The organism is Citrobacter sp. KTE151, from assembly GCF_000398845.1.
GTDB lineage: Bacteria > Pseudomonadota > Gammaproteobacteria > Enterobacterales > Enterobacteriaceae > Citrobacter > Citrobacter braakii.
On the sequence record NZ_KB976066.1, the window covers coordinates 257754 to 282164 of the forward strand.

23 protein-coding genes are annotated in these 24411 nt (G+C 51.1%); 12 read left to right on the plus strand and 11 right to left on the minus strand.

Going from position 1 to position 24411, the window contains the following annotated elements; translation table 11 throughout:
- Positions 1 to 49 precede the first annotated feature (49 nt).
- Positions 50 to 760, minus strand: coding sequence for a DUF3053 domain-containing protein (locus WC7_RS03135; protein ID WP_016154915.1), 711 nt, complete (start codon positions 758 to 760; stop codon positions 50 to 52).
- Between the two features lie 380 nt (positions 761 to 1140).
- Between WC7_RS03135 and WC7_RS03130 the strand changes: the two genes are divergently transcribed.
- From WC7_RS03130 to cueP, 3 genes are all read left to right on the plus strand, one after another.
- Positions 1141 to 1431: an HTH-type transcriptional regulator gene (locus WC7_RS03130; RefSeq protein WP_016154916.1), complete on the plus strand. Its 291-nt coding sequence runs from the start codon at positions 1141 to 1143 to the stop codon at positions 1429 to 1431.
- Between the two features lie 279 nt (positions 1432 to 1710).
- Complete coding sequence (cspA, locus tag WC7_RS03125) at positions 1711 to 1923, plus strand: transcription antiterminator/RNA stability regulator CspE (RefSeq protein ID WP_000014594.1); 213 nt, start codon at positions 1711 to 1713, stop codon at positions 1921 to 1923.
- 187 nt (positions 1924 to 2110) lie between these two features.
- Complete coding sequence (cueP, locus tag WC7_RS03120) at positions 2111 to 2650, plus strand: copper-binding periplasmic metallochaperone CueP (RefSeq protein WP_016154917.1); 540 nt, start codon at positions 2111 to 2113, stop codon at positions 2648 to 2650.
- Between the two features lie 64 nt (positions 2651 to 2714).
- Here cueP and glyS read toward each other — a convergent pair whose 3' ends face one another.
- From glyS to WC7_RS03105, 3 genes are all read right to left on the minus strand, one after another.
- A complete protein-coding gene (glyS, locus tag WC7_RS03115; RefSeq protein ID WP_016154918.1) occupies positions 2715 to 4844 on the minus strand; it encodes a glycine--tRNA ligase subunit beta in 2130 nt (709 codons plus the stop codon).
- 9 nt (positions 4845 to 4853) lie between these two features.
- A complete protein-coding gene (glyQ, locus tag WC7_RS03110; RefSeq protein WP_016154919.1) occupies positions 4854 to 5765 on the minus strand; it encodes a glycine--tRNA ligase subunit alpha in 912 nt (303 codons plus the stop codon).
- Between the two features lie 95 nt (positions 5766 to 5860).
- Positions 5861 to 6169: a YsaB family lipoprotein gene (locus WC7_RS03105; protein WP_016154920.1), complete on the minus strand. Its 309-nt coding sequence runs from the start codon at positions 6167 to 6169 to the stop codon at positions 5861 to 5863.
- Between the two features lie 173 nt (positions 6170 to 6342).
- Here WC7_RS03105 and WC7_RS03100 point away from each other — a divergent pair, with 173 nt between their 5' ends.
- Positions 6343 to 7338, plus strand: coding sequence for an acyltransferase (locus tag WC7_RS03100; protein WP_016154921.1), 996 nt, complete (start codon positions 6343 to 6345; stop codon positions 7336 to 7338).
- A gap of 40 nt (positions 7339 to 7378) precedes the next feature.
- On the opposite strand, the gene yiaA is transcribed toward WC7_RS03100, so the two are convergent.
- The 4 genes from yiaA to xylA form a co-directional block, all read right to left on the minus strand.
- The gene (yiaA, locus tag WC7_RS03095; protein WP_016154922.1) at positions 7379 to 7816 is read right to left on the minus strand and encodes an inner membrane protein YiaA; all 438 of its coding nucleotides are present in this window, start codon (positions 7814 to 7816) and stop codon (positions 7379 to 7381) included.
- On the minus strand, positions 7817 to 8185 hold the full coding sequence (yiaB, locus tag WC7_RS03090) for an inner membrane protein YiaB (RefSeq protein WP_016154923.1): 369 nt from the start codon (positions 8183 to 8185) through the stop codon (positions 7817 to 7819).
- Between the two features lie 166 nt (positions 8186 to 8351).
- Positions 8352 to 9806 (minus strand): xylulokinase, encoded by a 1455-nt coding sequence (gene xylB / locus WC7_RS03085; RefSeq protein ID WP_016154924.1) that lies wholly within the window; start codon positions 9804 to 9806, stop codon positions 8352 to 8354.
- A gap of 71 nt (positions 9807 to 9877) precedes the next feature.
- Positions 9878 to 11200: a xylose isomerase gene (xylA, locus tag WC7_RS03080; RefSeq protein ID WP_016154925.1), complete on the minus strand. Its 1323-nt coding sequence runs from the start codon at positions 11198 to 11200 to the stop codon at positions 9878 to 9880.
- Between the two features lie 365 nt (positions 11201 to 11565).
- Here xylA and xylF point away from each other — a divergent pair, with 365 nt between their 5' ends.
- The 4 genes from xylF to xylR all read left to right on the plus strand — a co-directional run bounded on the left by xylF (position 11566) and on the right by xylR (position 16627).
- Complete coding sequence (gene xylF, locus WC7_RS03075; protein WP_016154926.1) at positions 11566 to 12558, plus strand: D-xylose ABC transporter substrate-binding protein; 993 nt, start codon at positions 11566 to 11568, stop codon at positions 12556 to 12558.
- Between the two features lie 109 nt (positions 12559 to 12667).
- Positions 12668 to 14209 carry a xylose ABC transporter ATP-binding protein gene (locus WC7_RS03070; RefSeq protein ID WP_016154927.1) on the plus strand — a complete coding sequence of 514 codons (1542 nt, stop codon included), beginning with the start codon at positions 12668 to 12670 and terminating at the stop codon, positions 14207 to 14209.
- Entirely contained in the window at positions 14187 to 15368 is a 1182-nt protein-coding gene (gene xylH, locus WC7_RS03065) for a xylose ABC transporter permease XylH (RefSeq protein WP_016154928.1), read from the plus strand. Before WC7_RS03070 ends, xylH begins: the two co-directional genes overlap by 23 nt.
- Positions 15369 to 15448: 80 nt before the next feature.
- On the plus strand, positions 15449 to 16627 hold the full coding sequence (gene xylR, locus WC7_RS03060; protein ID WP_016154929.1) for a D-xylose utilization transcriptional activator XylR: 1179 nt from the start codon (positions 15449 to 15451) through the stop codon (positions 16625 to 16627).
- A gap of 42 nt (positions 16628 to 16669) precedes the next feature.
- On the opposite strand, the gene WC7_RS03055 is transcribed toward xylR, so the two are convergent.
- Positions 16670 to 17494 (minus strand): protein bax, encoded by an 825-nt coding sequence (locus tag WC7_RS03055; RefSeq protein WP_016154930.1) that lies wholly within the window; start codon positions 17492 to 17494, stop codon positions 16670 to 16672.
- Positions 17495 to 17810: 316 nt separating this feature from the next.
- On the opposite strand from WC7_RS03055, the gene malS reads away from it, so the two are divergent.
- Positions 17811 to 19841 (plus strand): alpha-amylase, encoded by a 2031-nt coding sequence (gene malS, locus WC7_RS03050; protein ID WP_016154931.1) that lies wholly within the window; start codon positions 17811 to 17813, stop codon positions 19839 to 19841.
- A 176-nt stretch (positions 19842 to 20017) separates the two neighbouring features.
- A complete protein-coding gene (gene avtA / locus WC7_RS03045) occupies positions 20018 to 21268 on the plus strand; it encodes a valine--pyruvate transaminase (RefSeq protein WP_016154932.1) in 1251 nt (416 codons plus the stop codon).
- A gap of 36 nt (positions 21269 to 21304) precedes the next feature.
- Here avtA and WC7_RS03040 read toward each other — a convergent pair whose 3' ends face one another.
- Both WC7_RS03040 and yiaJ read right to left on the minus strand, forming a co-directional pair.
- Positions 21305 to 21778 (minus strand): 4Fe-4S dicluster domain-containing protein, encoded by a 474-nt coding sequence (locus tag WC7_RS03040; RefSeq protein ID WP_016154933.1) that lies wholly within the window; start codon positions 21776 to 21778, stop codon positions 21305 to 21307.
- A gap of 117 nt (positions 21779 to 21895) precedes the next feature.
- Positions 21896 to 22711, minus strand: a complete 816-nt coding sequence (gene yiaJ, locus WC7_RS03035) for an IclR family transcriptional regulator YiaJ (RefSeq protein WP_016154934.1) — start codon at positions 22709 to 22711, stop codon at positions 21896 to 21898.
- Between the two features lie 217 nt (positions 22712 to 22928).
- Between yiaJ and yiaK the strand changes: the two genes are divergently transcribed.
- Together yiaK and WC7_RS03025 are read left to right on the plus strand one after the other, a co-directional pair.
- Positions 22929 to 23927 (plus strand): 3-dehydro-L-gulonate 2-dehydrogenase, encoded by a 999-nt coding sequence (yiaK, locus tag WC7_RS03030; RefSeq protein ID WP_016154935.1) that lies wholly within the window; start codon positions 22929 to 22931, stop codon positions 23925 to 23927.
- Between the two features lie 11 nt (positions 23928 to 23938).
- Positions 23939 to 24403 carry a YhcH/YjgK/YiaL family protein gene (locus WC7_RS03025; protein ID WP_016154936.1) on the plus strand — a complete coding sequence of 155 codons (465 nt, stop codon included), beginning with the start codon at positions 23939 to 23941 and terminating at the stop codon, positions 24401 to 24403.
- Positions 24404 to 24411 lie beyond the last annotated feature (8 nt).

Consider the following 24411-nt stretch of genomic DNA (forward strand, 5'->3'; position numbering starts at 1 on the left):
CGGGTAGCGCTTACGCTTACCCGGCCTTTTATGTATTACAGCGCCTTCATTACTGAGCGGCATTCACCGCAGCAGTCCAGGCCTGATTAAATGCCTGATGCTGAGAGGCCAACGGGCCAATCAGCGTGTTGTACTGACTTGCCTGCTGTGAAGTTGGGAACTGGATACCGTTAGCGACAAAGCTCACCTGCGTATCCTGCTGTGCCACAAAATCACCGACCTGCACTAACTGCTGCGTGAAGATTTGCGCGGCAGGGATCAGCGGCTGTAGCGCCTCTGAAGGTACAGTGACGACTTTATTGTAGACCTGGTCAAAGACCGGCTTCAGATCCTCGCCCTGCTTCAGCGCGCCATGCGCAGCATCTGCCTGCAGTTTCGCATTCTGCAACTGTTGCCCTAATACGCCCAACGCACCATTTGCCTGACGCAGCGGTTCACGCTGAGTCACATAATCCTGAGGAACACGAATCGCATTTACGCTATCAACCACCGGGCGCAGACCGGAGTCCATTGCCTGATTAACCTGCTGCGAATAGCCATACAGAATCGCGTAATCGGACACAAACGGGCCAAACTGTTTTTTCTGATCGGCGGTCAGCGTTGGTAAACGCTCTCCGCTACGCATTGCAGTATTCTGCAGAAAATCGATAAACGCTTTGCGTTGATCGCCTTCTTTATCAAAACACCCACTCAGGCCAACTACCATTAAGAGCGCCAAAACAGGCGCAAACCAGCGAGAGCAGGACTTACCTGTCGCCATTTTAATACTCCTTTCACCCAAAAATGCGCACAACGACACCCGCGTGCCTGACGTTGACAAGGATAGTCCAGGTCAGCCCCGCAAGATACCCTTTCCGCGTAATCTTGTGGGGGAAAATAACCGCTCCCGCCACCCATCGTTTTGCTAAACAATGCGCCATTTACCACACGACGTCATATTTTAGTCATCTTTACAATCGGGATCGATCGTTCGCAGATCCCGACCTTTATCAGTTCGTTAGCCTGCAAAAGATTGTCGACTACGATCCGCTGAAACGAATCCATCACACAAACCTAAAATCCGGCTTCATTTTTTCCGACTACTCTTAATGAGCTTCGATGAAATTCACGATCCCGCTGTGTGATTTGTAGGAGTTCTCAATGGAATACAAAGATCCTATGTTTGAACTGCTGAGCAGTCTGGAGCAGATTGTTTTTAAAGATGTATCGCAGACGGTTACTCTGACGCAAAAAACCAACCCTTTCACCGAATTTGAACAGCTACGACGAGGGACAGGTTTAAAAACAGATGATTTTGCCCGGGTGATGGGCGTGACGGTCGCGACGATTCATGAATGGGAGTCTAAACGCGTAAAGCCTTCCAATACCGAATTGAAGTTAATGCGCCTGATTCAGGCAGACCCAAGATTAAGTAAGCAACTGATGGATTGAACTATTTTTCAATTTTACTTATGAACGGTCCTGTAAAAGGGCCGTTCCCTTAAGGGGGTTATCCACAAAAAAGAAAATAGTAGTTGCATCCACATGCGTAAAATGAGTTAATGCCCTCAACGGTTTGACGTACAGACCATTACAGCAGTTAGTAAGGCAAGTCCCTTCAAGAGTTATCGTTGATACCCTTCGTAGTGAGCATTTCCTTTACTGTTAAAAAATCTGTAAAGCACGCCATATCGCCGAAAGGCACACTTATTTTTTAAAAGGTAATACACTATGTCCGGTAAAATGACTGGTATCGTAAAATGGTTCAACGCTGACAAAGGTTTCGGCTTCATCACTCCTGACGATGGCTCTAAAGACGTGTTCGTACACTTCTCTGCTATCCAGAACGATGGCTACAAATCTCTGGACGAAGGTCAGAAAGTTTCCTTCACCATCGAAAGCGGCGCTAAAGGCCCGGCAGCTGGCAACGTAACCAGCCTGTAAGCTTAAAAAGCTCAAAATTCTGAATCCCTGCCAAACGGCGGGGATTTTTTTTATCTGTACTTCGCAAGACTCCCCGCCCAAACGCTTCTTTGCATTACTTTACCCGTCCTCCCTTTGACCTTTCCCTAAGGGCAAGCTTTATAGTGAGCCAGTCTGTATTCCACAACATTCACAAGGAATTGAAGCTATGTCGAAATCCTCACTGCTGCTGGTTTTAGGTTTGCTCACAACCGGTAGCACGTTCGCAGCAACTCCGGAAGCTGCTTTTCTGGCGGAACACGGGCTCAGCGGTAAATCCGTCGAGCAAATCGTCGAGACCATTGACCAGTCGCCGCAGAACCGCCCGCTGCCGTACTCAGCATCTATCACCAGTACCGAACTGAAGCTCTCTTCGGGCGATCAGATTTATACCCTACCGCTCGGTGACAAGTTCTATCTGTCATTTGCCCCCTATGAATGGCAAACACATCCTTGCTTCAACCACAGCCTTTCTGGCTGCCAGGGCGAAATGCCGGAGAAGGCATTCAATGTCAAAGTGACGGATAACAAGGGTGAGGTGGTGGTACAAAAAGTGATGAAGAGCGGTCGAAATGGCTTCGTCGGGGTATGGTTACCGCGCAATATGGCAGGCACAATCGCGGTAAGTTACAACGGTAAAACGGCGGAGTATCCCATCAAGACGATGGAAGACAGCCAGACCTGTCTGACAAAATTACAGCTGCGCTAACAACATACAAAAAAGCCGGATGGCACAATGCTTATCCGGCTTTTTCTAAGTCAGCTCAGGAACGTTACTGCAGCAGAGAAATATCCGCTACGCGCAGGAACAGTTCGCGCAGTTTTGCGAGCATAGACAGACGGTTAATACGCAGATCTTTATCTTCCACGTTGACCATCACTTTCTCGAAGAACGCATCAACCGGTTCACGCAGTTCCGCCAACTCAACCAGCGCTTCCTGGTAACGACCAGCTGCAAAGACAGGCTCCAGCTTATCGCGCAGCACCACAACCTGCAGCGCCAGTGCAATTTCTTCCGGCTCTTTCAGCGTTGCCGAATTTACACGGTCATTCAGCGTCTCTTCAGACTTCGCCAGGATGTTCGATACACGCTTGTTCGCTGCAGCCAGCGCGGACGCGGCTTCCAGCGTACGGAAGTGCGAAACCGCCTTCATACGTGCGTCGAAATCAGCCGGACGAGTCGGACGACGCGCCAGTACTGCCTGAATGGTATCGACGGTGTAACCTTCATCCTGATACCAGGCGCGGAAGCGACCGAGCATAAAGTCGATCACATCATCCACCACGTTGGCGTTAGTCAGCTTGTCGCCATACAGACGAACCGCTTCTTCGGTCAACGTTTGTAGATCCAGATTCAGGTTCTTCTCAACGATGATACGCAGTACGCCCAGCGCGGCACGACGCAGCGCAAACGGGTCTTTGTCGCCTTTTGGATGCTGACCGATACCGAAGATACCCGCCAGGGTGTCCATCTTATCGGCAATCGCCACGGCACAGGCAACCGGGTTAGACGGCAGGTCATCACCGGCAAAACGCGGCTGATACTGCTCGTTCAGCGCCACAGCGACATCTTCCGCTTCACCATCGTGACGCGCGTAGTGCATGCCCATCACGCCCTGAGTATCGGTGAACTCGAAGACCATGTTGGTCATCAGGTCGCACTTGGACAGCAGGCCAGCACGCGTTGCGTGGTTAACGTCAGCGCCAATCTGACCAGCAATCCAGCCCGCCAGCGCCTGGATACGGTCAGTCTTGTCGCGCAGCGTACCCAGTTGCTGTTGGAACAGCACGGTTTGCAGACGCGGCAGATGGTCTTCCAGACGTTTTTTACGGTCAGTATTGAAGAAGAATTCGGCATCCGCCAGACGCGGACGAACCACCTTCTCGTTACCAGAGATGATTTGCTGCGGGTCTTTGGATTCGATGTTGGCAACGAAGATAAAATTCGGCAGCAGTTTGCCGTCGTTCGCGTATACCGGGAAGTACTTCTGGTCACCTTTCATGGTGTGTACCAGCGCTTCGGACGGAACAGCGAGGAATTTCTCTTCGAACTTCGCGGTCAGCACGACCGGCCATTCCACCAGCGAGGTGACTTCTTCCAGCAGGCTTTCACTCAGATCGGCGTTGCCGCCAATTTTACGCGCCGCTTCTTCAGCATCGGCTTTGATTTTCGCTTTACGCTCAGCGTAATCCGCAATTACTTTGCCGCGCTCACGCAGGATTTCCGGGTACTGATCGGCAGAATCAATGGTGAATTCCGGCTCGCCCATAAAGCGATGACCGCGGATCACGCGATCGGACTGAATGCCCAGAATCGTTGCCGGGATCACTTTGTCGCCCAGCAGCAGAGTGACGGTGTGAACCGGACGCACGAAGTGGACGTCAGACGCGCCCCAGCGCATCAGTTTCGGGATCGGCAAATTTTTGAGAGCTTTTTCTACTATTGCAGGAAGTAACTCGCTAGCTTTCTTAGGCTCATTTTGGATTAGCGCATTAAGCTTTTCATCTTTTCCATCATAAGCTTTTGAAATGATTAAGCCATATTGGTCATTGATATCATCAATAGTAATTTTTTTATCAGAATCAATAGGTTGTGAAGTGAGCTTACCAACAAATGCCAGACCAGCTTTAGTTAAAAAGCCCTCAGGTGAAAGCGCAATACGCGATGGTGGCCCCCAAAGCAAGTTTTCATCATTTAGCTGTTCTTCAGCTAATCCACTAAATTTGCACGCTAAACGTCTCGGAGAGGCAAACCAAGCACAGTTATCAGGATCGTGAATAACAATTTTTTCTGCATTCAAGCCGGAAACTATATTAGTAAAGAATTCTTCTCCGAGTTTGCGCAGTGCTTTTGGTGGCAGCTCTTCAGTGCCGATTTCCACCAGAAAAGTTTTCTCAGACATGGCCGCCTCTTATTTGTCTTTGTTGCACATTGGGAAGCCAAGGGCTTCACGGGAAGCGTAGTAAGCTTCTGCCACTGCTTTGGTCAGGGTGCGAATGCGCAGGATATAGCGCTGGCGCTCGGTGACGGAGATGGCTTTACGCGCATCCAGCAGGTTGAAGCTATGGGCGGCTTTCAGAATACGTTCATACGCAGGCAGCGGCAGCGGATTATCCAGCGCCAGCAGCTGCTGAGCTTCTTTTTCGTACTGCTCGAAGCAGGTGAACAGGAAGTCCACGTCGGCGTATTCGAAGTTGTAGGTGGATTGCTCCACTTCGTTCTGATGGAACACGTCGCCGTACGTGGTTTTACCCAGCGGGCCGTCGCTCCAGACCAGGTCGTAAACGCTGTCTACGCCCTGAATGTACATGGCCAGACGTTCCAGACCGTAGGTAATTTCCCCGGTTACTGGTTTACATTCCAGACCACCAACCTGCTGGAAGTAGGTGAACTGCGTTACTTCCATGCCGTTCAGCCACACTTCCCAACCCAGACCCCAGGCACCCAGCGTCGGGTTTTCCCAGTTATCTTCCACGAAACGGATATCGTGAATGGTCGGGTCCATACCCAGCTCTTTCAGAGAACCCAGGTACAGCTCCTGAATGTTGTCCGGAGAAGGCTTAATCACTACCTGGAACTGATAGTAGTGCTGTAAGCGGTTCGGGTTTTCGCCATAGCGGCCGTCGGTCGGACGACGAGAAGGCTGCACATAAGCAGTCGCCATCGGTTCCGGCCCCAGCGCCCGCAGGCAGGTCATTGGGTGAGATGTCCCCGCGCCGACTTCCATGTCCAATGGTTGAACGATGGTGCAGCCCTGGCGAGCCCAGTAATCCTGTAAGGTCAGGATCAAGCCCTGGAAGGTCCTGGTATCAAACTTTTGCATATTATTTCGTGCTGGATACGTGTGGATTTAAAGGAAGCGGTCAGTATACCCGCTGGCTGCAAGATATACAGTACGAAACGGGAAAAAGGGGGAACTTAGCGCATGGAAAGGTGTAAAAACTGCCCGTCTGCATCAAAAGAGCAGACAAAACTCTCTTTACGGAAGGTAGAACCACGCATCTCATAGCTGCCCTGAAATTGTTCCAGACCGGAGATATCAATTTTCTGCACACCAGTGTTGTAGATTTGTGCCGCCTCATTTTTACACAGTGACTCCATATCCAGCGAACGTGTTGCACTGACTTTGATCTTTTGCGCCTTCTGCGCGGGTGCAGGCGGCTGGGTGTCGGCGCACGCAACCAGTAAAAGGGTAACGATCGCGGAAAAGAAATACTTCATCATCATTTTATTACCGCCTGGTTTGCTGGTCAGTCTTATTATTAAGTGTCTGGAAACGGATGCTATTTTGAGAATCTCATCAGACCATCTCAAGCTTTAGCGTAAGAACTCGGATTTTTCCAGTGAGCTACGCTCGCAAAATTTCGGTCAGACTTTTTTTAATGAATACAGAGGAACTGATGCAGCCCAAAATATTCTGGATTGATAACCTGCGCGGGATAGCCTGTCTCATGGTTGTGATGATCCACACCACGACCTGGTACATCACCAATGCGCAAAGCGTCAGCCCATTGAATTGGGATCTGGCCAATGTGCTCAATTCAGCCTCTCGCGTCAGCGTCCCGTTGTTCTTTATGATTTCGGGCTATCTGTTTTTTGGCGAGCGCAGCGCCAAACCGCGCCATTTCATGCGCATTGCGCTCTGCATCCTGTTTTACAGCAGCGTGGCGCTAGCCTACATTCTGCTGTTTACCTCGATCAACGCTGAGCTGTCGCTGAAAAACCTGCTGCAAAAGCCGGTGTTCTATCACCTGTGGTTTTTCTTCGCGATCGCCGTAATCTACCTGGTTTCCCCGCTGATACAGGTAAAAAATATCAGCGGCAAGATGCTGCTGGCGCTTATGATGGTGATTGGGGTGATTGCCAATCCCAATACCGTCTCACAAAAAATTGGTGGTTTTGAGTGGCTTCCCATCAACCTGTACATCAGTGGCGACACGTTCTACTACATCGTGTACGGTATGCTAGGCCGAGCGATTGGTATGATGGATACGCACAAGCGCGCGCTTACCTGGCTCTGTGCGGCGTTGTTTATCACCGCAGTGTTTATTATTTCTCGAGGCACGTTGCATGAACTGCGTTGGCGAGGCAATTTTGCCGATACCTGGTATCTCTATTGTGGCCCGGCGGTGTTTATTTGTGCCGCCTCCCTCCTGACGCTGGTCAAAAATACGCTCAGTACGCGCACTCTGCCGGTACTGGGCCTTATTTCCCGCCACTCTCTGGGCATTTATGGCTTTCATGCGCTGATCATTCACGCGCTACGCACCAACGGTGTAGAACTCAAAAACTGGCCGCCGCTGGATATGCTGTGGATTTTTAGCGCCACGCTGGCGGGAAGTTTACTGTTGTCTGTATTGTTGCAGCGCATCGATACGCGCAGACTGGTGAGCTAACAATAAAAGCCCTCGATCGGTAACCATCGAGGGCATACGATCACTCCGTAAAATCGTCTGCGACTGCCAGCGTTTCTTTTGGATGCTCAAAGCCACTATCACGGATATTTTTCTGCACCGCAACGGTACCAAACAGGCTTAAAAAGAAGGCCAGGCCGTAAAACCCTTTCTCGTTTAGCAGCAGCGTGGCATTCCACAAACCGATAACCAACAATGCAACCGCAATAATAAACGCGGCAAGACAGGTTATGTAGTAAATCGGCGTTGTCGGGATCCCCTCATATTTATCCCGTACCGTCTTTTGATACGACGCAGCAGAAAACAAACCAAGCACCAAAACAGCAAAGTAATACCCCTTTTCGTTCAACTGCATATCGGCATTCCACAACCCCAGCAGATAAACCACAATGCCGCCGAGAAGCGCGACCCATGACACAATACTAAATGCCGGTGAATAAGTTGATGTCCTGTTTTCCATTTAGAGGTCCTGTCCTTTAGATAAATATTCTGCTGAACGCATGAGTAAAACTTGCCCCAGTAAACATACGATGAATGCCACCGGGAACAGCCCCTTTTCGAGGGGGGATAATGGGACATTCAATACGCCCACCAACAGCACCCCTACCGTGATGAGCGCCACCATCTGACATACAGAGGCGAAGTGTTCATCGTTCTGATTGAGATTATCTGCACGCTGATAAACGTACGTCACAAACATTCCCGTCATCAGCACGGCAAAAAAATAGCCTTTGCTACTCAATAACGGGCATGCCCGCCATAAGCCAATAACGTAAATAAATGCACCAGAGAAGAATAATATCCATGGCAACAGCCTTGTCGTCTTCATTGGGACCTCCTTATCCATCATGGATACAATATGAATAACCCGCTAAAGACAACACAGAAAAGGTCACTACGCCGGACTTTCAGAATAAATTCATGCGCGCTAATTATTAATTAGATTGAAATATATATTTGATAAATCCCCTCTGTTTACCAGAGGGGATTTAGGGTCAGGACATCAGCGGGTGTAATTGCTGATAGATTTGGCGGAAGGTTTCCCGACGCTGTTGGTAAAGGGCATGGCGCTCGACATCAGGATAATGCGCCTGCTCCAGCGTAAGCTGAGGTAGAAGGTCTGATAATGGCTGCTGCGGATTAATGGCAATCTGCGCCAGACGCGCCGCACCGAGAGCAGGACCAACATCGCCGCCAGTACGGTAATCCAACTGCAATCCGCTGATGTCAGACAGCATCTGACGCCAGTATTCGCTGCGTGCCCCGCCGCCAATCAGCGTAATGCTGGAGGGCTGCACGCCGCAGGCGTGTACCACGTCCATACCCTCAGCCAATGCAAAACCAACGCCTTCCAGCACCGCCTGAGCCAGCTCCGCCGGACCATGCTGATGCGTCAGACCGAAAAATACGCCCTTCGCCTGCGGGTTGTTGTGCGGCGTACGTTCACCGGACAGATAGGGTAAAAACCAGACCGGCTCAGCGTGTTCATCCGCCTGTTGCGCTGCGGCAATCAACGCAGGAACGCTCGCCAGTCCGGTTAATTTTGCCGCCCAGTCCAGGCAGGATGCCGCACTTAGCATCACGGACATCAGGTGCCATCGTTCAGGCAATGCATGGCAAAAGCTATGGACCGCGCTTTCCGGTTTGCTGAGAAAGCCGTCGCTGACCGCAAAATAGACCCCGGAAGTACCCAGCGATAGCATCGCCTGACCGGCATTCATCATGCCCACGCCAACCGCCCCCGCTGCGTTATCCCCGCCTCCGGCGACCACCGCAACCTCCTGCATTCCCCAGGCCCTGGCGACTGCTGGCAACAATGTTCCGGTAATCTCACTGCCTTCATAGAGCGCAGGCATATGCGCACGAGTCAGCTTACAGGCTTCCAGCATGACATCACTCCAGTCACGCTTCGCAACATCCAGCCACAGGGTACCAGCCGCATCAGACATATCGCTGGCGAAATCGCCGGTCATACGCAGGCGCAGGTAATCTTTCGGCAGCAGGACTTTATCAACCCGGCTAAAAATCTCCGGTTCGTGGCGCTGTACCCACAGCAGCTTTGGCGCGGTAAAGCCAGGCATCATTAGGTTGCCGGTGATGGCACGAGACTGCGGAACCAGGCTCTCCAGCATGACGCACTCTTCGGCGCAGCGACCATCGTTCCACAGGATAGCCGGGCGCAATACCTTCTGTTGTTCATCCAGTAGCGTCGCGCCGTGCATCTGTCCGGCAATCCCCAACGCTTTCACCTCGCGAAGTGAATGCTGCCGACCCAGGGCTTTCACAGCGCGATCCGTTGCCAGCCACCACTGCTCTGGGTCTTGTTCTGACCATAACGGGTGCGGGCGCGAGACGGTGAGTTTCTCTGTTTGCGAAGCGACCACATCGCCCTGCTCGTTGAGCAGAATGGCCTTTACGCCTGATGTGCCAAGATCTATCCCGATATACATAGGGCATCGTTCCTTAAAGAAAGGCCCGGTCGCGCGAGCTGACCGGGCTTACGGACATTCTCAGAGACCCGTTATTTGTCGAACAAATAATGGTTCACCAGATTTTCCAGCAATTCCTGATGACCGCTCTGGTGCACTGGCGCCAGGTTGTGTTGTTCAGCGTACTGCGCAATTTCCGTCAGCGTCATCTGCCCTTTCAGAATTTGCTGGCCCAGCTCACCATTCCAACCGGCATAACGTTTAGCCACGCGCTGATCCAGACCACCGTCTTCAATCATACGCGCCGCAATTTTCAGCGACAGCGCCATGGTATCCATCGCACCAATATGACCATAGAACAGATCGTATTTATCGGTACTCTGACGACGAACCTTGGCATCGAAGTTCAGGCCACCGGTGGTGAAGCCGCCGGCTTTCAGGATTTCGTACATCACCAACGCATTCTCTTCTACGCTGTTCGGGAACTGATCAGTATCCCAGCCCAGTTGCGCGTCCCCACGGTTGGCATCGACAGAGCCAAACAGACCCAGCGCGATAGCGGTGGCGATTTCGTGATGGAACGAGTGACCCGCCAGCGTGGCGTGGTTGGCTTCGATATTCAGTTTGATCTCTTTTTCCAGACCGAACTGCTTGAGGAATCCGTATACGGTCGCCGCATCGTAATCGTACTGGTGCTTGGTCGGTTCCTGCGGCTTCGGCTCGATAAGCAAAGTGCCCTGGAAACCGGTTTTGTGTTTGTGTTCCACGACCAGTTGCATGAAGCGACCAATTTGCTCACGTTCCTGACGCAGATCGGTATTCAGCAGCGTTTCATAGCCTTCACGACCGCCCCACAGAACGTAGTTTTCACCGCCTAATTTATGCGTGGCATCCATAGCCGTAACCACCTGCGTGGCGGCCCAGCTGAACACTTCTGGATCCGGGTTCGTGGCCGCGCCCGCGCCGTAACGTGGGTTGGTGAAGCAGTTTGCCGTTCCCCACAGCAGCTTCACGCCGCTCTGCTCCTGTTTTGCCGCCAGTACATCAACCATCTGCGCGAAATTGTTTTTGTACTCTTTCAGCGACGCACCTTCCGGCGAGACATCCACGTCATGGAAGCAGTAGTAGGGCACGTTCAGTTTGTGGAAAAACTCGAACGCCACGTCCGCCTTGCGCTTCGCTAATTCCAGCGCTTCACCGGGCTGCTGCCACGGGCGATTAAATGCACCAACACCAAACATATCTGCACCATTCCAGCAGAAAGTGTGCCAGTAGCAGGCAGCAAATCGCAGGTGATCTTCCATACGCTTGCCTAACACTAACTCATCAGAGTTGTAGTGACGAAATGCTAATGGATTAGTTGATTTGGTGCCTTCATAACGAACGCGCTCAAGCTGGTCAAAATAGGCTGGCATAATGAACTCCATAATCAGGTAATGCGGCGGGTGATGGATAATGTCGTAATATTGGGCACTCCCCACCTATTGCTCAATTATGTTATTTCATACTGCCATTGAGATAATTCACAAGTGTGCGCTACTTCTCAAAATAAAATCTGACCAATTTAAAAATTGTTACTTATCAAACTTAAATGCAACCCAGGTAACGAATCATTTAAAATACGATCCCGGTCATAAATCAAGAAATAAACCAAAAAACGTAATTGGAAGATAAAAATCTATAATTGCCTTCCCGCCGTTACCTGTTAAAACTCTGCTACGTCTTATGCTGTGATTGTTACTTTTACTGCTGTTTCCCCCCTACAAAAGGCATCACGATTATGAAGATGAAGAACATTTTACTTGCTGTTTGCACATCCCTTTTACTCACCAGCGTCGCAGGTCATGCCAAAGAAGTAAAAATCGGTATGGCGATTGATGATCTCCGCCTGGAACGCTGGCAGAAAGATCGCGATATTTTCGTCAACAAAGCTGAATCGCTTGGTGCGAAAGTATTTGTACAATCGGCGAATGGTAATGAAGAAACCCAAATGTCGCAGATTGAAAACATGATAAACCGGGGCGTGGATGTCCTTGTGATAATCCCTTACAACGGCCAGGTATTAAGCAATGTTATCAAAGAAGCAAAACAAGAAGGGATCAAGGTGCTGGCTTACGATCGCATGATCAATGATGCTGACATCGATTTTTATATCTCTTTCGATAATGAAAAAGTAGGTGAATTACAGGCTCAATCATTAGTCAATATTGTCCCCGAAGGGAATTATTTCCTGATGGGTGGCTCACCCGTTGATAACAACGCGAAGCTGTTCCGCGCTGGACAAATGAAAGTATTAAAACCGTATATCGACAGCGGAAAAATTAAGGTGGTGGGCGATCAATGGGTTGACGGCTGGTTACCGGAGAATGCGTTGAAGATTATGGAAAATGCGCTAACCGCCAACAATAACAAAATTGACGCAGTAGTTGCCTCAAATGACGCCACAGCTGGCGGTGCGATTCAGGCGCTGAGTGCGCAAGGATTATCAGGAAAAGTCGCTATTTCCGGACAAGATGCAGACCTTGCAGGCATCAAGCGCATTGTCGCCGGGACTCAAACCATGACGGTTTATAAACCTATTACATTGCTCGCAAATACCGCTGCGGAAATCGCCGTCGAACTGGGAAATGATCAACAGCCTAAAGCAGATACTTCGCTGAATAATGGCCTGAAAGATGTCCCTTCCCGACTACTCACACCTATTGATGTTAACAAAGATAATATTAACGAGACCGTCATTAAAGACGGATTCCACAAGAAAAGCGATCTGTAAGCCATGTGCCCTCTGCAAATCAGAGGGCAATAAAACGTGGTGTCAAATTCGCCACGGATATACGTGAATGTCCACGCAGGGTTCTCTTATTGGCTTATGTGGAGCAGTTATGCCATATCTTCTTGAAATGAAAAACATTACCAAGACATTCGGCGTAGTGAAGGCGGTTGATAACGTTAGCCTTAGGATCAATGCTGGCGAAATCATTTCATTATGCGGTGAAAATGGTTCGGGTAAATCGACGCTAATGAAAGTTCTGTGCGGAATTTACCCGCATGGAACCTACGAAGGCGAGATCATTTTTGCTGGCGAAGCCATCCGTGCCAGCCATATTCGTGATACCGAACGTAAGGGTATTGCGATCATCCACCAGGAATTAGCCCTGGTGAAAGAGTTAACAATACTGGAAAATATTTTCCTCGGTAACGAAATGACCCGTAACGGCGTTCTTGATTACGAGATGATGACGTTACGCTGTCAAAAATTACTCGATCAGGTCAGTTTGTCTATTTCGCCAGATACGCGCGTGGGCGATTTAGGATTAGGGCAACAACAGCTGGTAGAAATTGCAAAAGCGCTGAATAAGCAGGTCCGCTTACTTATTCTGGATGAACCAACGGCCTCCCTCACCGAGCAGGAAACTGCAATACTGCTGAATATTATACGTGACCTACAACAGCATGATATCGCCTGCATTTATATTTCACACAAATTGAATGAAGTTAAGGCCATCTCGAATACCATTTGCGTTATTCGCGACGGTAAACACATCGGCACACGCGATGCGACCAACATGACTGAAGACGATATTATCACCATGATGGTTGGTCGTGAGCTCACCGCACTTTACCCCAGCGAGCCTCATATCACGGGAGAAGAGATTTTACGGGTTGAGAATCTGACAGCCTGGCATCCCGTCAATCGCCATATAAAACGCGTCAACGACATTTCTTTCTCACTCAAGCAGGGCGAAATTCTCGGCATTGCCGGACTCGTCGGTGCAGGACGTACCGAAGCCGTACAGTGTCTGTTTGGCGTCTGGTCTGGTCGTTGGGAGGGAAAGATTTTTATTGAAGGCACTCAGGTGCATATCCATAACTGCCAGCAAGCTATTGCTCATGGCATCGCCATGGTGCCTGAAGACAGAAAAAAAGATGGCATTGTTCCGGTGATGGCTGTGGGGAAAAATATCACGCTGGCTGCACTCGATAAATTTACCGGGGGCATGAGCCATCTTGATGATGCCGCTGAACAAAAATGCATTCTGGAATCGCTTCAACAGCTCAAAGTAAAAACATCGTCCCCCGACCTTGCGATCGGGCGTCTGAGCGGAGGGAATCAGCAAAAAGCGATTCTCGCGCGTTGCCTCCTGTTAAATCCCCGGATTCTCATTCTTGATGAACCCACCAGGGGTATTGATATCGGCGCCAAATATGAAATCTACAAACTCATCAACCAGCTCGTCCAGGAAGGCATTGCCGTGATTGTCATCTCCTCTGAATTACCTGAAGTGCTCGGACTAAGCGATCGCATCCTCGTGATGCATGAAGGAAAACTGAAAGCTAACCTGGTAAATCATAACCTGACTCAGGAGCAGGTGATGGAAGCCGCATTAAGGAGCGAACATCATGTCGAAAAACAATCCGTCTGAAGCGAAACTTTCTCCCTCTATCACAGGTGGTTTCCCAGCAATAAAATCGCTTAACTTGCAAGTCTTCGTCATGATTGCGGCGATTATCGTGATTATGCTGTTTTTCACGTGGACCACTGATGGCGCATACCTGAGCGCACGTAATGTCTCGAACCTGCTTCGACAGACTGCGATTACCGGTATTCTTGCCGTGGGTATGGTGTTTGTGATCATTTCCGCTGAAATCGATCTCTCTGTCGGTTCCATGATGGGATTATTGGGCGGCGTAGCGGCGATCTGTGATGTTTGGCTAGGCTGGCCTTTACCGCTGACGGTGATCGTAACCCTGACTCTGGGATTGCTCCTCGGGGCATGGAATGGATGGTGGGTTGCTTACCGCAAGGTTCCGTCGTTTATCGTCACCCTTGCGGGAATGCTGGCTTTCCGCGGTATTCTGATTGGCATCACCAACGGCACCACCGTATCCCCCACCAGCGCAGCAATGTCTCAGATTGGTCAGAGCTACTTGTCTGATGGCACAGGCTTTGTCATCGGTGCTCTCGGCTTAATGGCGTTTGTTGGCTGGCAATGGCGAGGCCGTATGCGTCGCCAGGCGTTAGGCCTTGCCACTCCCGCATCAACGTCGGCTGTGGGTCGCCAGGCATTCACAGCCATTGTCGTCTTAGGGGCAATCTGGCTATTAAACGATTATCGTGGTGTTCCAACGCCCGTCCTGCTGCTGACGCTGCTGCTGCTCGGTGGGATGTTTATGGCCACGCGCACTGCATTCGGTCGGAGAATTTACGCCATTGGCGGGAACCTGGAAGCCGCCCGCCTTTCAGGTATCAACGTTGAACGCACCAAACTTGCCGTCTTCGCTATTAATGGTTTGATGGTCGCCATTGCCGGGCTCATTCTTAGCTCCCGGCTTGGCGCAGGTTCCCCTTCCGCAGGGAACATTGCAGAACTGGATGCCATTGCCGCATGTGTCATCGGGGGAACCAGCCTGGCGGGAGGGGTCGGGAGTGTTGCCGGCGCCGTCATGGGCGCATTTATTATGGCTTCTCTCGATAATGGAATGAGTATGATGGACGTCCCCACCTTCTGGCAATACATAGTGAAAGGAGCGATATTGTTGTTGGCGGTATGGATGGACTCAGCAACCAAACGTCGTTCCTGAATTTAAGAAGTGGGTGTATCTCAATGCCGGTTAATGCAACCGGCATTGTCTTTTCTACATGATTCAGCAGGAAAAGAACCATGTTTTATAAACGTCATCGTATTACGTTGTTATTTAATGCCAATAAAGCCTACGACCGTCAGGTGGTTGAAGGGGTTGGCGAGTATCTGCAAGCGTCGCAATCGGAGTGGGATATCTTCATAGAAGAAGATTTTCGTGCTCGCATTGATAACATTAAAGAGTGGTTAGGCGACGGCGTTATTGCCGATTATGACGATGATGATATTGCGCAATTACTTGTCGATGTGGATGTTCCGATCATTGGCGTTGGGGGTTCCTACCATCTGCAGCAAGATTATCCACCAGTACATTACATTGCCACCGACAACCACGCGCTGGTAGAAAGCGCCTTCCTGCATCTGAAAGAGAAAGGGATTAACCGGTTTGCATTTTATGGTCTTCCGGCTTCAAGCGGTAAACGCTGGGCCGCAGAACGTGAATATGCGTTTTGCCAGTTGGTTGCCAAAGAGAAGTACCGCGGCGTCGTCTATCAGGGGCTGGAAACCGCGCCGGAGAACTGGCAGCACGCGCAAAATAGGCTGGCGGACTGGCTGCAAACCTTACCTCCACAAACCGGGATTATCGCCGTCACCGACGCACGTGCGCGGCACGTTCTGCAGGCCTGTGAACATCTGCATATTCCGGTACCGGAAAAACTGTGCGTCATTGGTATCGATAACGAAGAGCTGACCCGTTACCTGTCACGAGTCGCCTTGTCCTCCGTCGCTCAGGGGGCCAGACAAATGGGGTATCAGGCAGCCAAACTACTCCACCGCCTGCTGGCTCACGAAGAGATACCCTTACAGCGCATTCTGGTTCCTCCTGTACGCGTTGTTGCGCGTCAGTCTACAGATTATCGTTCACTTACCGATCCTGCCGTTATTCAGGCGATGCATTACATTCGCAACCATGCCTGCAAAGGTATCAAGGTTGATCAAGTGTTGGACTCAGTAGGGATTTCACGTTCGAATCTGGAGAAGCGCTTTAAAGAAGAGGTCGGAGAGACCATTCACGCCGTGATTCATGCCGAAAAGCTGGAAAAGGCGCGCAGCCTGTTGATTTCTACCACGCTTTCAATCAACGAAATTTCACAGATGTGCGGCTACCCATCTCTGCAGTATTTCTATTCGGTATTCAAGAAAGAGTACGACACGACGCCAAAAGAGTATCGCGATGTGAACAGTGAAGTGTTGCTATAAGGATGATAGCCGGAGGGCGAAGTCGCCATCCGGCACTCGAAATTACATATGCGCGGCGATTAAACGCTGGTTGTCCTGATACATTGCGAACAGATAGTTGTTATAACTCTGTCCCTTAGTGGAATAACCCTTCAGCTTATGGATCATCGCGGTGGCGGTGACTTCCTGATCGGCTTTACGCAACTGCGCACGTGACTTACGGAAGGAAGAGTAGGCCGGATGCGTATTCAAATTAATGACGTAAGCATTCACCGACTCTTTCACTGATTCAAACTGTGAGTAGCCTTTCACCTTACCCGGTGCATTGTTACAACGACCCTTGCCACATTTCATGCCAAACAGGTTGTTGTTGCTCCGCGCCAGCTTCGACGTACCCCAGCCGCTTTCTGCCGCAGCCATGGTTGCCACCATACTGGTCGGGATAATGTCTACACGCTCAAGCAGCGTATTCCACGGAATTTTACGCGTGTTACCAGACCAGTTCACCTTGTAGCGCTTCGCGATGTCTTTCATACGCGTACGCTCAGTCGGTGACCAGCGGTTCTGGTACTGTTTTGAAATCAGCCAGTTACGGTCCGCCGTAATGGCAGCATTTTGACTGGTAATATAAGGCATAACTGTCCGGAGAAACGCTTTTTTCCTTGGTGTTCCGGAAGGGTATTTTCGCAAATCAGGAAGTGAACTACTCTTTGCACTATTGCGAGAATACTCTTGTTTACTGCTAACCTGTTTATTACTTGCCTTGGTTATCTGGGGCTTGTGACTCGTTGTCGCCGTGTGTGTCTTTGCCAGCACCTCACCCGAAAATGCAACGGTGAGTAACATAAGAATCATTGCCCCATATCGTCGAATGGGAGTCAATATCATTAGGTCTCCTGGTCGGATTTATACATTCCAACACCTTATATTTTTCACAAAAATGAGAGATGAATCTCAAATCATATCAAAAATAGCCGTCAAGAGCACCCACAGGAATAGTCCAATTCTGAAACTATGTCACGTATTAACGGTTCTGGGTGCCATTAATTCGAAGAAAATGTGGAGGTTATCGCAAAATAAGTTCATTTTTTGCGCGCGATCGCTCACCCTCACTTCTCCTCCTGGCGGAATCAACTCAAAGGAGGAGTTTCCGGCCTGATTTCACTGGCAAACTGGCGAAAATCGCAGCATCAAGGACAGCACTATGAAACTTGCCGCCGTTGCGCTGGCGCTAATGCCCAGCATTGCCATCGCCTCATCATGGACGTCTCAAGGACTTCCCACCTTCGAAGCGGAAGGTACGGGTAAATTCGTCAGCCATGCAGCGTTGACGAAGGGTACCCGTCCTTTAACCCTGAATTTTGACCAACAGTGCTGGCAGCCTGCTGATGCGATAAAACTCAACCAGATGCTGTCGCTAAAACCTTGTGAAGGCACGCCGCCACAGTGGCGTTTATTCAAAGACGGCGATTACACGCTGGAAATCGATACCCGCTCCGGTACGCCAACGCTGATGCTGTTGGTAAAAAGTGCTAAGGACACCGTCACCACCCAGATTCGCCAATGCCCGAAATGGGACGGTTCACCATTAACGCTGGACGTGAGCCTGACCTTCCCGGAAGGTGCCGTGGTGCGTGATTTCTACAGCCAGCAAACGGCAACAGTAAAAAACGGGTCGATTACCCTACAGCCCGCCGCAACCAGTAACGGGCTGTTGCTACTGGAACGGGCGGAAACCGATGCCCCCGCCGCTTTCGACTGGCATAACGCCACGGTGTATTTCGTCCTGACGGACCGCTTTGTGAATGGCGATCCGAGTAACGACCACAGCTATGGGCGTCGCAACGACGGCATGCAGGAAATTGGCACGTTCCACGGTGGCGATTTGCGCGGGCTCGCCAGCAAACTCGACTACCTGCAACAGTTAGGCGTCAACGCCCTGTGGATCAGCGCGCCGTTTGAGCAAATCCACGGCTGGGTCGGCGGTGGCGCCAAAGGGGACTTCCCCCACTACGCTTACCACGGCTACTACACCCAGGACTGGACCACGCTTGACGCCAATATGGGAAACGAAGCGGACCTGCGCGCGCTGGTTGATGGCGCACACCAGCGCGGCATCCGTGTCTTGTTTGATGTGGTGATGAACCATACCGGCTACGCCACGCTGGCGGATATGCAGGAGTATCAGTTTGGGGCACTGTACCTATCGGGCGATGAACTGAAAAAAACGCTCGGGGAACGCTGGACGGACTGGCAGCCATCCGCCGGGCAAAGCTGGCACAGTTTCAATGATTACATCAACTTTAGCGATAAAGCTGGCTGGGAAAAATGGTGGGGGAAAAACTGGGTCCGCACCGATATTGGCGATTACGACAATCCTGGCTTTGACGACCTGACGATGTCGCTGGCCTTCCTGCCCGATCTGAAAACCGAATCCACTACGCCTTCCGGGCTGCCAAACTTTTATCAGCACAAGCCGGATACGCACGCCAAAGCCATCGCCGGTTACACGCCCCGGGATTATCTGACGCACTGGCTCAGTCAGTGGGTGCGTGATTATGGGATTGACGGCTTTCGGGTCGACACCGCTAAACACGTCGAGCTTCCCGCCTGGCAGCAGCTAAAAACACAAGCCAGCGCGGCGCTGGTCGAATGGAAGAAAGCCAATCCGGAAAAAGCGCTGGATGATAACCCCTTCTGGATGACTGGCGAGGCCTGGGGTCACGGTGTGATGCAAAGCGACTATTACCGTCACGGCTTCGATGCGATGATCAATTTCGACTACCAGGAGCAGGCGGCAAAGGCCGTTGATTGTCTGGCAAATATGGACCCCACCTGGCAGCAGATGGCGGATAAATTGCAGGACTTCAACGTCCTGAGTTATCTCTCCTCGCACGATACACGTCTGTTCCGCGAAGGTGGAGACAACGCCGCCGAGCTATTGCTGCTGGCACCTGGCGCGGTTCAACTCTTTTATGGCGACGAGTCGGCCCGCCCCTTTGGCCCAACCGGCTCAGACCCATTACAGGGTACGCGCTCAGAGATGAACTGGCAGGATGTGACCGGGAAATCTGCCGCCAGCGTCGCACACTGGCAGCGAATCAGTCAGTTCAGGGCCAGGCATCCCGCCATTGGCGCCGGTAAACAAATCACGCTGCCGCTGACGCAGGGATACGGATTTATTCGTGAGCATGGCGACGATAAGGTGATGGTGGTGTGGGCCGGTCAGCCCTGATCCCGGTAGGCTTCTCGCTGTCCACGCAGCGGGAAGCCTTACTCAACATTAAAAACCAGCCAAATAAAAATCAGTAGCACAAAATCTCAATCCGGCCTGATACCCCTGATTTGCACCCTGCCATGGGTAGCGCTATGGTTAGCCACTTTACTACTCAGTTCGACAGACCACCTGCTATGACATTCTCACTTTTTGGCGACAAATTTACCCGCCATTCAGGCATCACACGCCTGATGGAGGACCTTAACGACGGTTTACGCACCCCAGGCGCCATCATGCTCGGTGGCGGCAATCCGGCGCAAATTCCAGAGATGCAAAATTACTTTCAATCTCTGCTGGCAGATATGCTGGAAAACGGCAAAGCCACTGATGCGCTTTGCAATTACGATGGTCCACAAGGTAAAACCGAGCTGCTGACTGAGCTGGCGAAACTGCTACGTGAGAAGCAGGGTTGGGATATCGAGCCACAAAATATTGCACTGACAAATGGCAGTCAGAGTGCATTTTTCTACTTATTCAATCTGTTCGCCGGACGCCGCGTCGACGGAACAACGCAAAAAGTGTTGTTCCCGTTAGCTCCGGAATACATTGGCTATGCCGATTCCGGGCTGGAAGAGGATCTCTTTGTCTCCGCGCGCCCAAATATCGAACTGTTACCAGAAGGTCAGTTTAAGTATCACGTTGATTTTGAACACCTGCACATCGGTGAAGAGACGGGCATGATCTGCGTGTCACGTCCGACAAACCCGACAGGCAACGTGATCACCGATGAAGAGCTGATGAAGCTGGACCGGCTGGCCAACCAGCATGGGATCCCGCTGGTGATTGATAACGCCTATGGCGTACCGTTCCCCGGCATCATCTTTAGCGAAGCGCGCCCGCTGTGGAACCCCAACATTGTGCTGTGCATGAGCCTTTCCAAGCTGGGTCTACCAGGCTCCCGCTGCGGCATCATTATCGCGAATGAAAAAATCATCACCGCCATCACCAACATGAACGGCATTATCAGCCTCGCGCCTGGCGGAATGGGTCCGGCAATCATGTGCGAAATGATTAAGCGCAACGACCTTCTACGCCTGTCCGAGACAGTGATCAAGCCGTTTTATTATCAGCGCGTTCAGGAGACGATTGCGATCATTCGCCGCTATTTATCTGAAGATCGCTGCCTTATTCATAAACCGGAGGGGGCGATTTTCCTGTGGTTATGGTTCAAAGATTTGCCTATCAGCACCGAACTGTTGTATCAGCGTTTGAAAGCGCGCGGCGTACTGATGGTTCCCGGTGACTACTTCTTCCCGGGTCTGGATAAACCCTGGCCGCATACGCATCAGTGCATGCGGATGAACTACGTGCCAGAACCGGAGAAAATAGAAGCTGGAGTGAAGATTCTGGCTGAAGAGATCGAACGCGCCTGGCAGGAAGGCTAACGCAAGTCCCGGCCTAACCACAGGTCGGGACTCACATTACTGTGGTAGTGAACACAGACGCTGGCGCTGAATACTGACGGCATCTATACACTGCAACGCGCTGGTCGGGCAGGCTTCGACACACGCGGGTCCCGCATCACGGTGCCAGCATAAATCGCATTTTATCGCCTGCACCCGTGACGAGCGGGCGACGACATTCATTGCCCCAAACGGGCAGGCCAGCATACAACTTTTACAACCTATACAACGCGCCTGTTCAACGAAGATATGCCCATGTTCACGACGAATTGCGTGCGTCGGGCAGACATTTGCACAGGGAGCGTCCTCGCATTGATGGCAGGCGACTGCCGTCGTAAAGGCGTCGTCTTTGATCACGCGGATGCGCGGGGTAAACGCAGTAGGAGAGACCGACGCGCAGTCCTGGTTTTGCTGGTGCGCGACGACGCAAGCAACTTCGCAGGTACGACACCCAATACATTTTGCCGCATCCGCCATAATAAACGCGTTCATTGCTCCCTCCGTCTGCGTGAAAACCACAGAGTGCCAGAGAGACGGCCCCTGTCGCTTTGATCGAACAGGGGAAACGGTTAAATATTGTCAGGTGCCTGAACAACTATGGCGATCCGCCTAATCGCGAACGGTAAAGCCCAGCTCATTGGAAATCGCCTGCGCGGTTTCCCGTAGCGGCTTGAGTAGGTTTTTTTCCCCTATCTGCTTAAGTCGCGAAGTAGAGAGTGAAATTGACACCGCGTACGGCACCCGACCATGAATATCAAACACCGGTACGGCAATACAGGAAACGCCCAGTTCGTTCTCTTCCCGATCCATCGCCATACTGCTTTCGCGGATCTGCGCCAATTCGTCGTACATCGCCGGCAAACCGGTAATGGTATTGCGGGTCAGCGGCTGAATAAGATCCTGATGGCTCTCCCAATAAGATTCCACATAATCCGCATGTCCAAACGCCATGTAAATTTTACCCATCGCGGAGCAATACAGCGGCATATGTTGACCGATATAAGCGCGGGTACGCAGCATGCCCGTCGTCGGTTCCAGCTTATAAATCAGAATCGCGTGGTCATCTTCACGGCTTGAGAAGTTGATTGTTTCACCCGTGGCAATATTCAACGCTTCGAGGTGCGGTGCGGCAACATGGATGATATTCAGTGAGGATAGTGCCTTCTGACCCACGGCGATAAATTTAGTGGTTAACCTATAGCTACCCGCAGCAGGTGCAGGCGTGACATATCCGCAGGACTGCAGCCCTTGCAGGAGTCGATGCACAGTACTTTTGTTCAGCCCGGCCAGTTCAGACAGATGGGCCAGTGGGCACCCATTCGGATAGTTACTCAGAATCTCAATCAACATTAAACCACGGAACAGGCTCTGACTTCCGGCTGGCCTCTCTTTGTCTTGCGTCATTTCACTCTCTTTTGTGCCCATCGCTTCTGCTCCCCTTTTCGTCGCGCTCTGATGGTAGCGCAAAGTGTGTTTCAGTTCACGATCTGAACCGAAAAAACACAACTATTTGATTTTGATGATTTTAAAAAATAGACCACCCCGTTGATCTGTCAAAATTTGATCGCTATATTTGAAATCAGATTTCGCATAGTGAAATTTAGAGATAAAAAAGCGATCAAATTTAAACAAGGAAACAGGAATGAAAGTCACTTTTGAGCAGTTGAAAGATGCGTTCAAGCGGGTACTGCTGGCACGCGGTATTGCCGTTGAAACCGCCGATGCCTGTGCCGAAATGTTTGCGCGCACCACCGAGTCCGGCGTTTATTCGCACGGTGTGAATCGTTTTCCTCGTTTTATTCAGCAACTGGATAACGGCGACATCATTCCTGAGGCCAAACCGCAACGCATTACCAGCCTGGGGGCGATTGAACAATGGGATGCCCAGCGTTCGATCGGCAACCTGACGGCGAAAAAGATGATGGACAGAGCCATTGAGCTGGCCTCCGATCACGGTATTGGTCTGGTCGCACTGCGTAACGCCAACCACTGGATGCGCGGCGGTAGCTATGGCTGGCAGGCGGCGGAGAAAGGTTACATCGGTATCTGCTGGACTAACTCGATTGCCGTGATGCCACCGTGGGGTTCGAAAGAGTGCCGCATTGGTACTAACCCGCTGATCGTCGCGATCCCCTCATCACCAATCACCATGGTTGATATGTCGATGTCGATGTTCTCCTACGGCATGCTGGAAGTGAATCGCCTGGCCGGTCGCCAACTGCCGGTAGATGGTGGCTTTGATGATGAAGGCAATCTCACCAAAGAGCCGGGCGTTATCGAAAAAAACCGCCGCATTTTGCCGATGGGCTACTGGAAAGGCTCAGGTCTGTCGATTGTGCTGGATATGATTGCCACCCTGCTTTCTGATGGCTCCTCCGTTGCGGAAGTCACCCAGGATAACAGCGATGAATATGGCGTTTCACAGATTTTTATCGCCATTGAAGTGGATAAGCTGATCGACGGCGCCACCCGCGATGCCAAGCTACAGCGGATTATGGATTTCATCACCACCGCCGAACGCGCAGATGAAAACACGCCTGTCCGTCTGCCGGGCCACGAGTTTACAAAGCTACTGGAAGAAAATCGCCGGAACGGTATCACCGTTGACGACAGCGTCTGGGCAAAAATTCAGGCCCTGTAAGGAGCAACACCATGATCTTCGGACATATTGCTCAACCTAACCCATGCCGTTTGCCCGCTGCGATTGAAAGGGCGCTCGACTTTCTGCGCACCACAGATTTTCAAAAACTGGAGCCGGGCGTGGTGGAGATCGACGGTAAAAATATCTTCGCGCAAATTATCGATTTAACCACCCGTGACGTTGCCGAAAATCGTCCTGAGGTGCATCGCCGCTATCTGGATATTCAGTTTCTGGCCTGGGGTGAAGAGAAAATCGGGATCGCCATTGATACCGGGAATAACCAAATCAGTGAATCGTTATTAGAACAGCGCGATATTATTTTTTATCACGCCAGCGAACATGAGTCTTTCATTGAAATGATTCCGGGAAGTTATGCCATATTTTTCCCGCAGGATGTTCACCGCCCTGCATGTCATAAAACTGTCACCACGCCGATCCGTAAAATAGTTGTGAAGGTCGCTATTTCAGTTTTATAAAAAGGAGC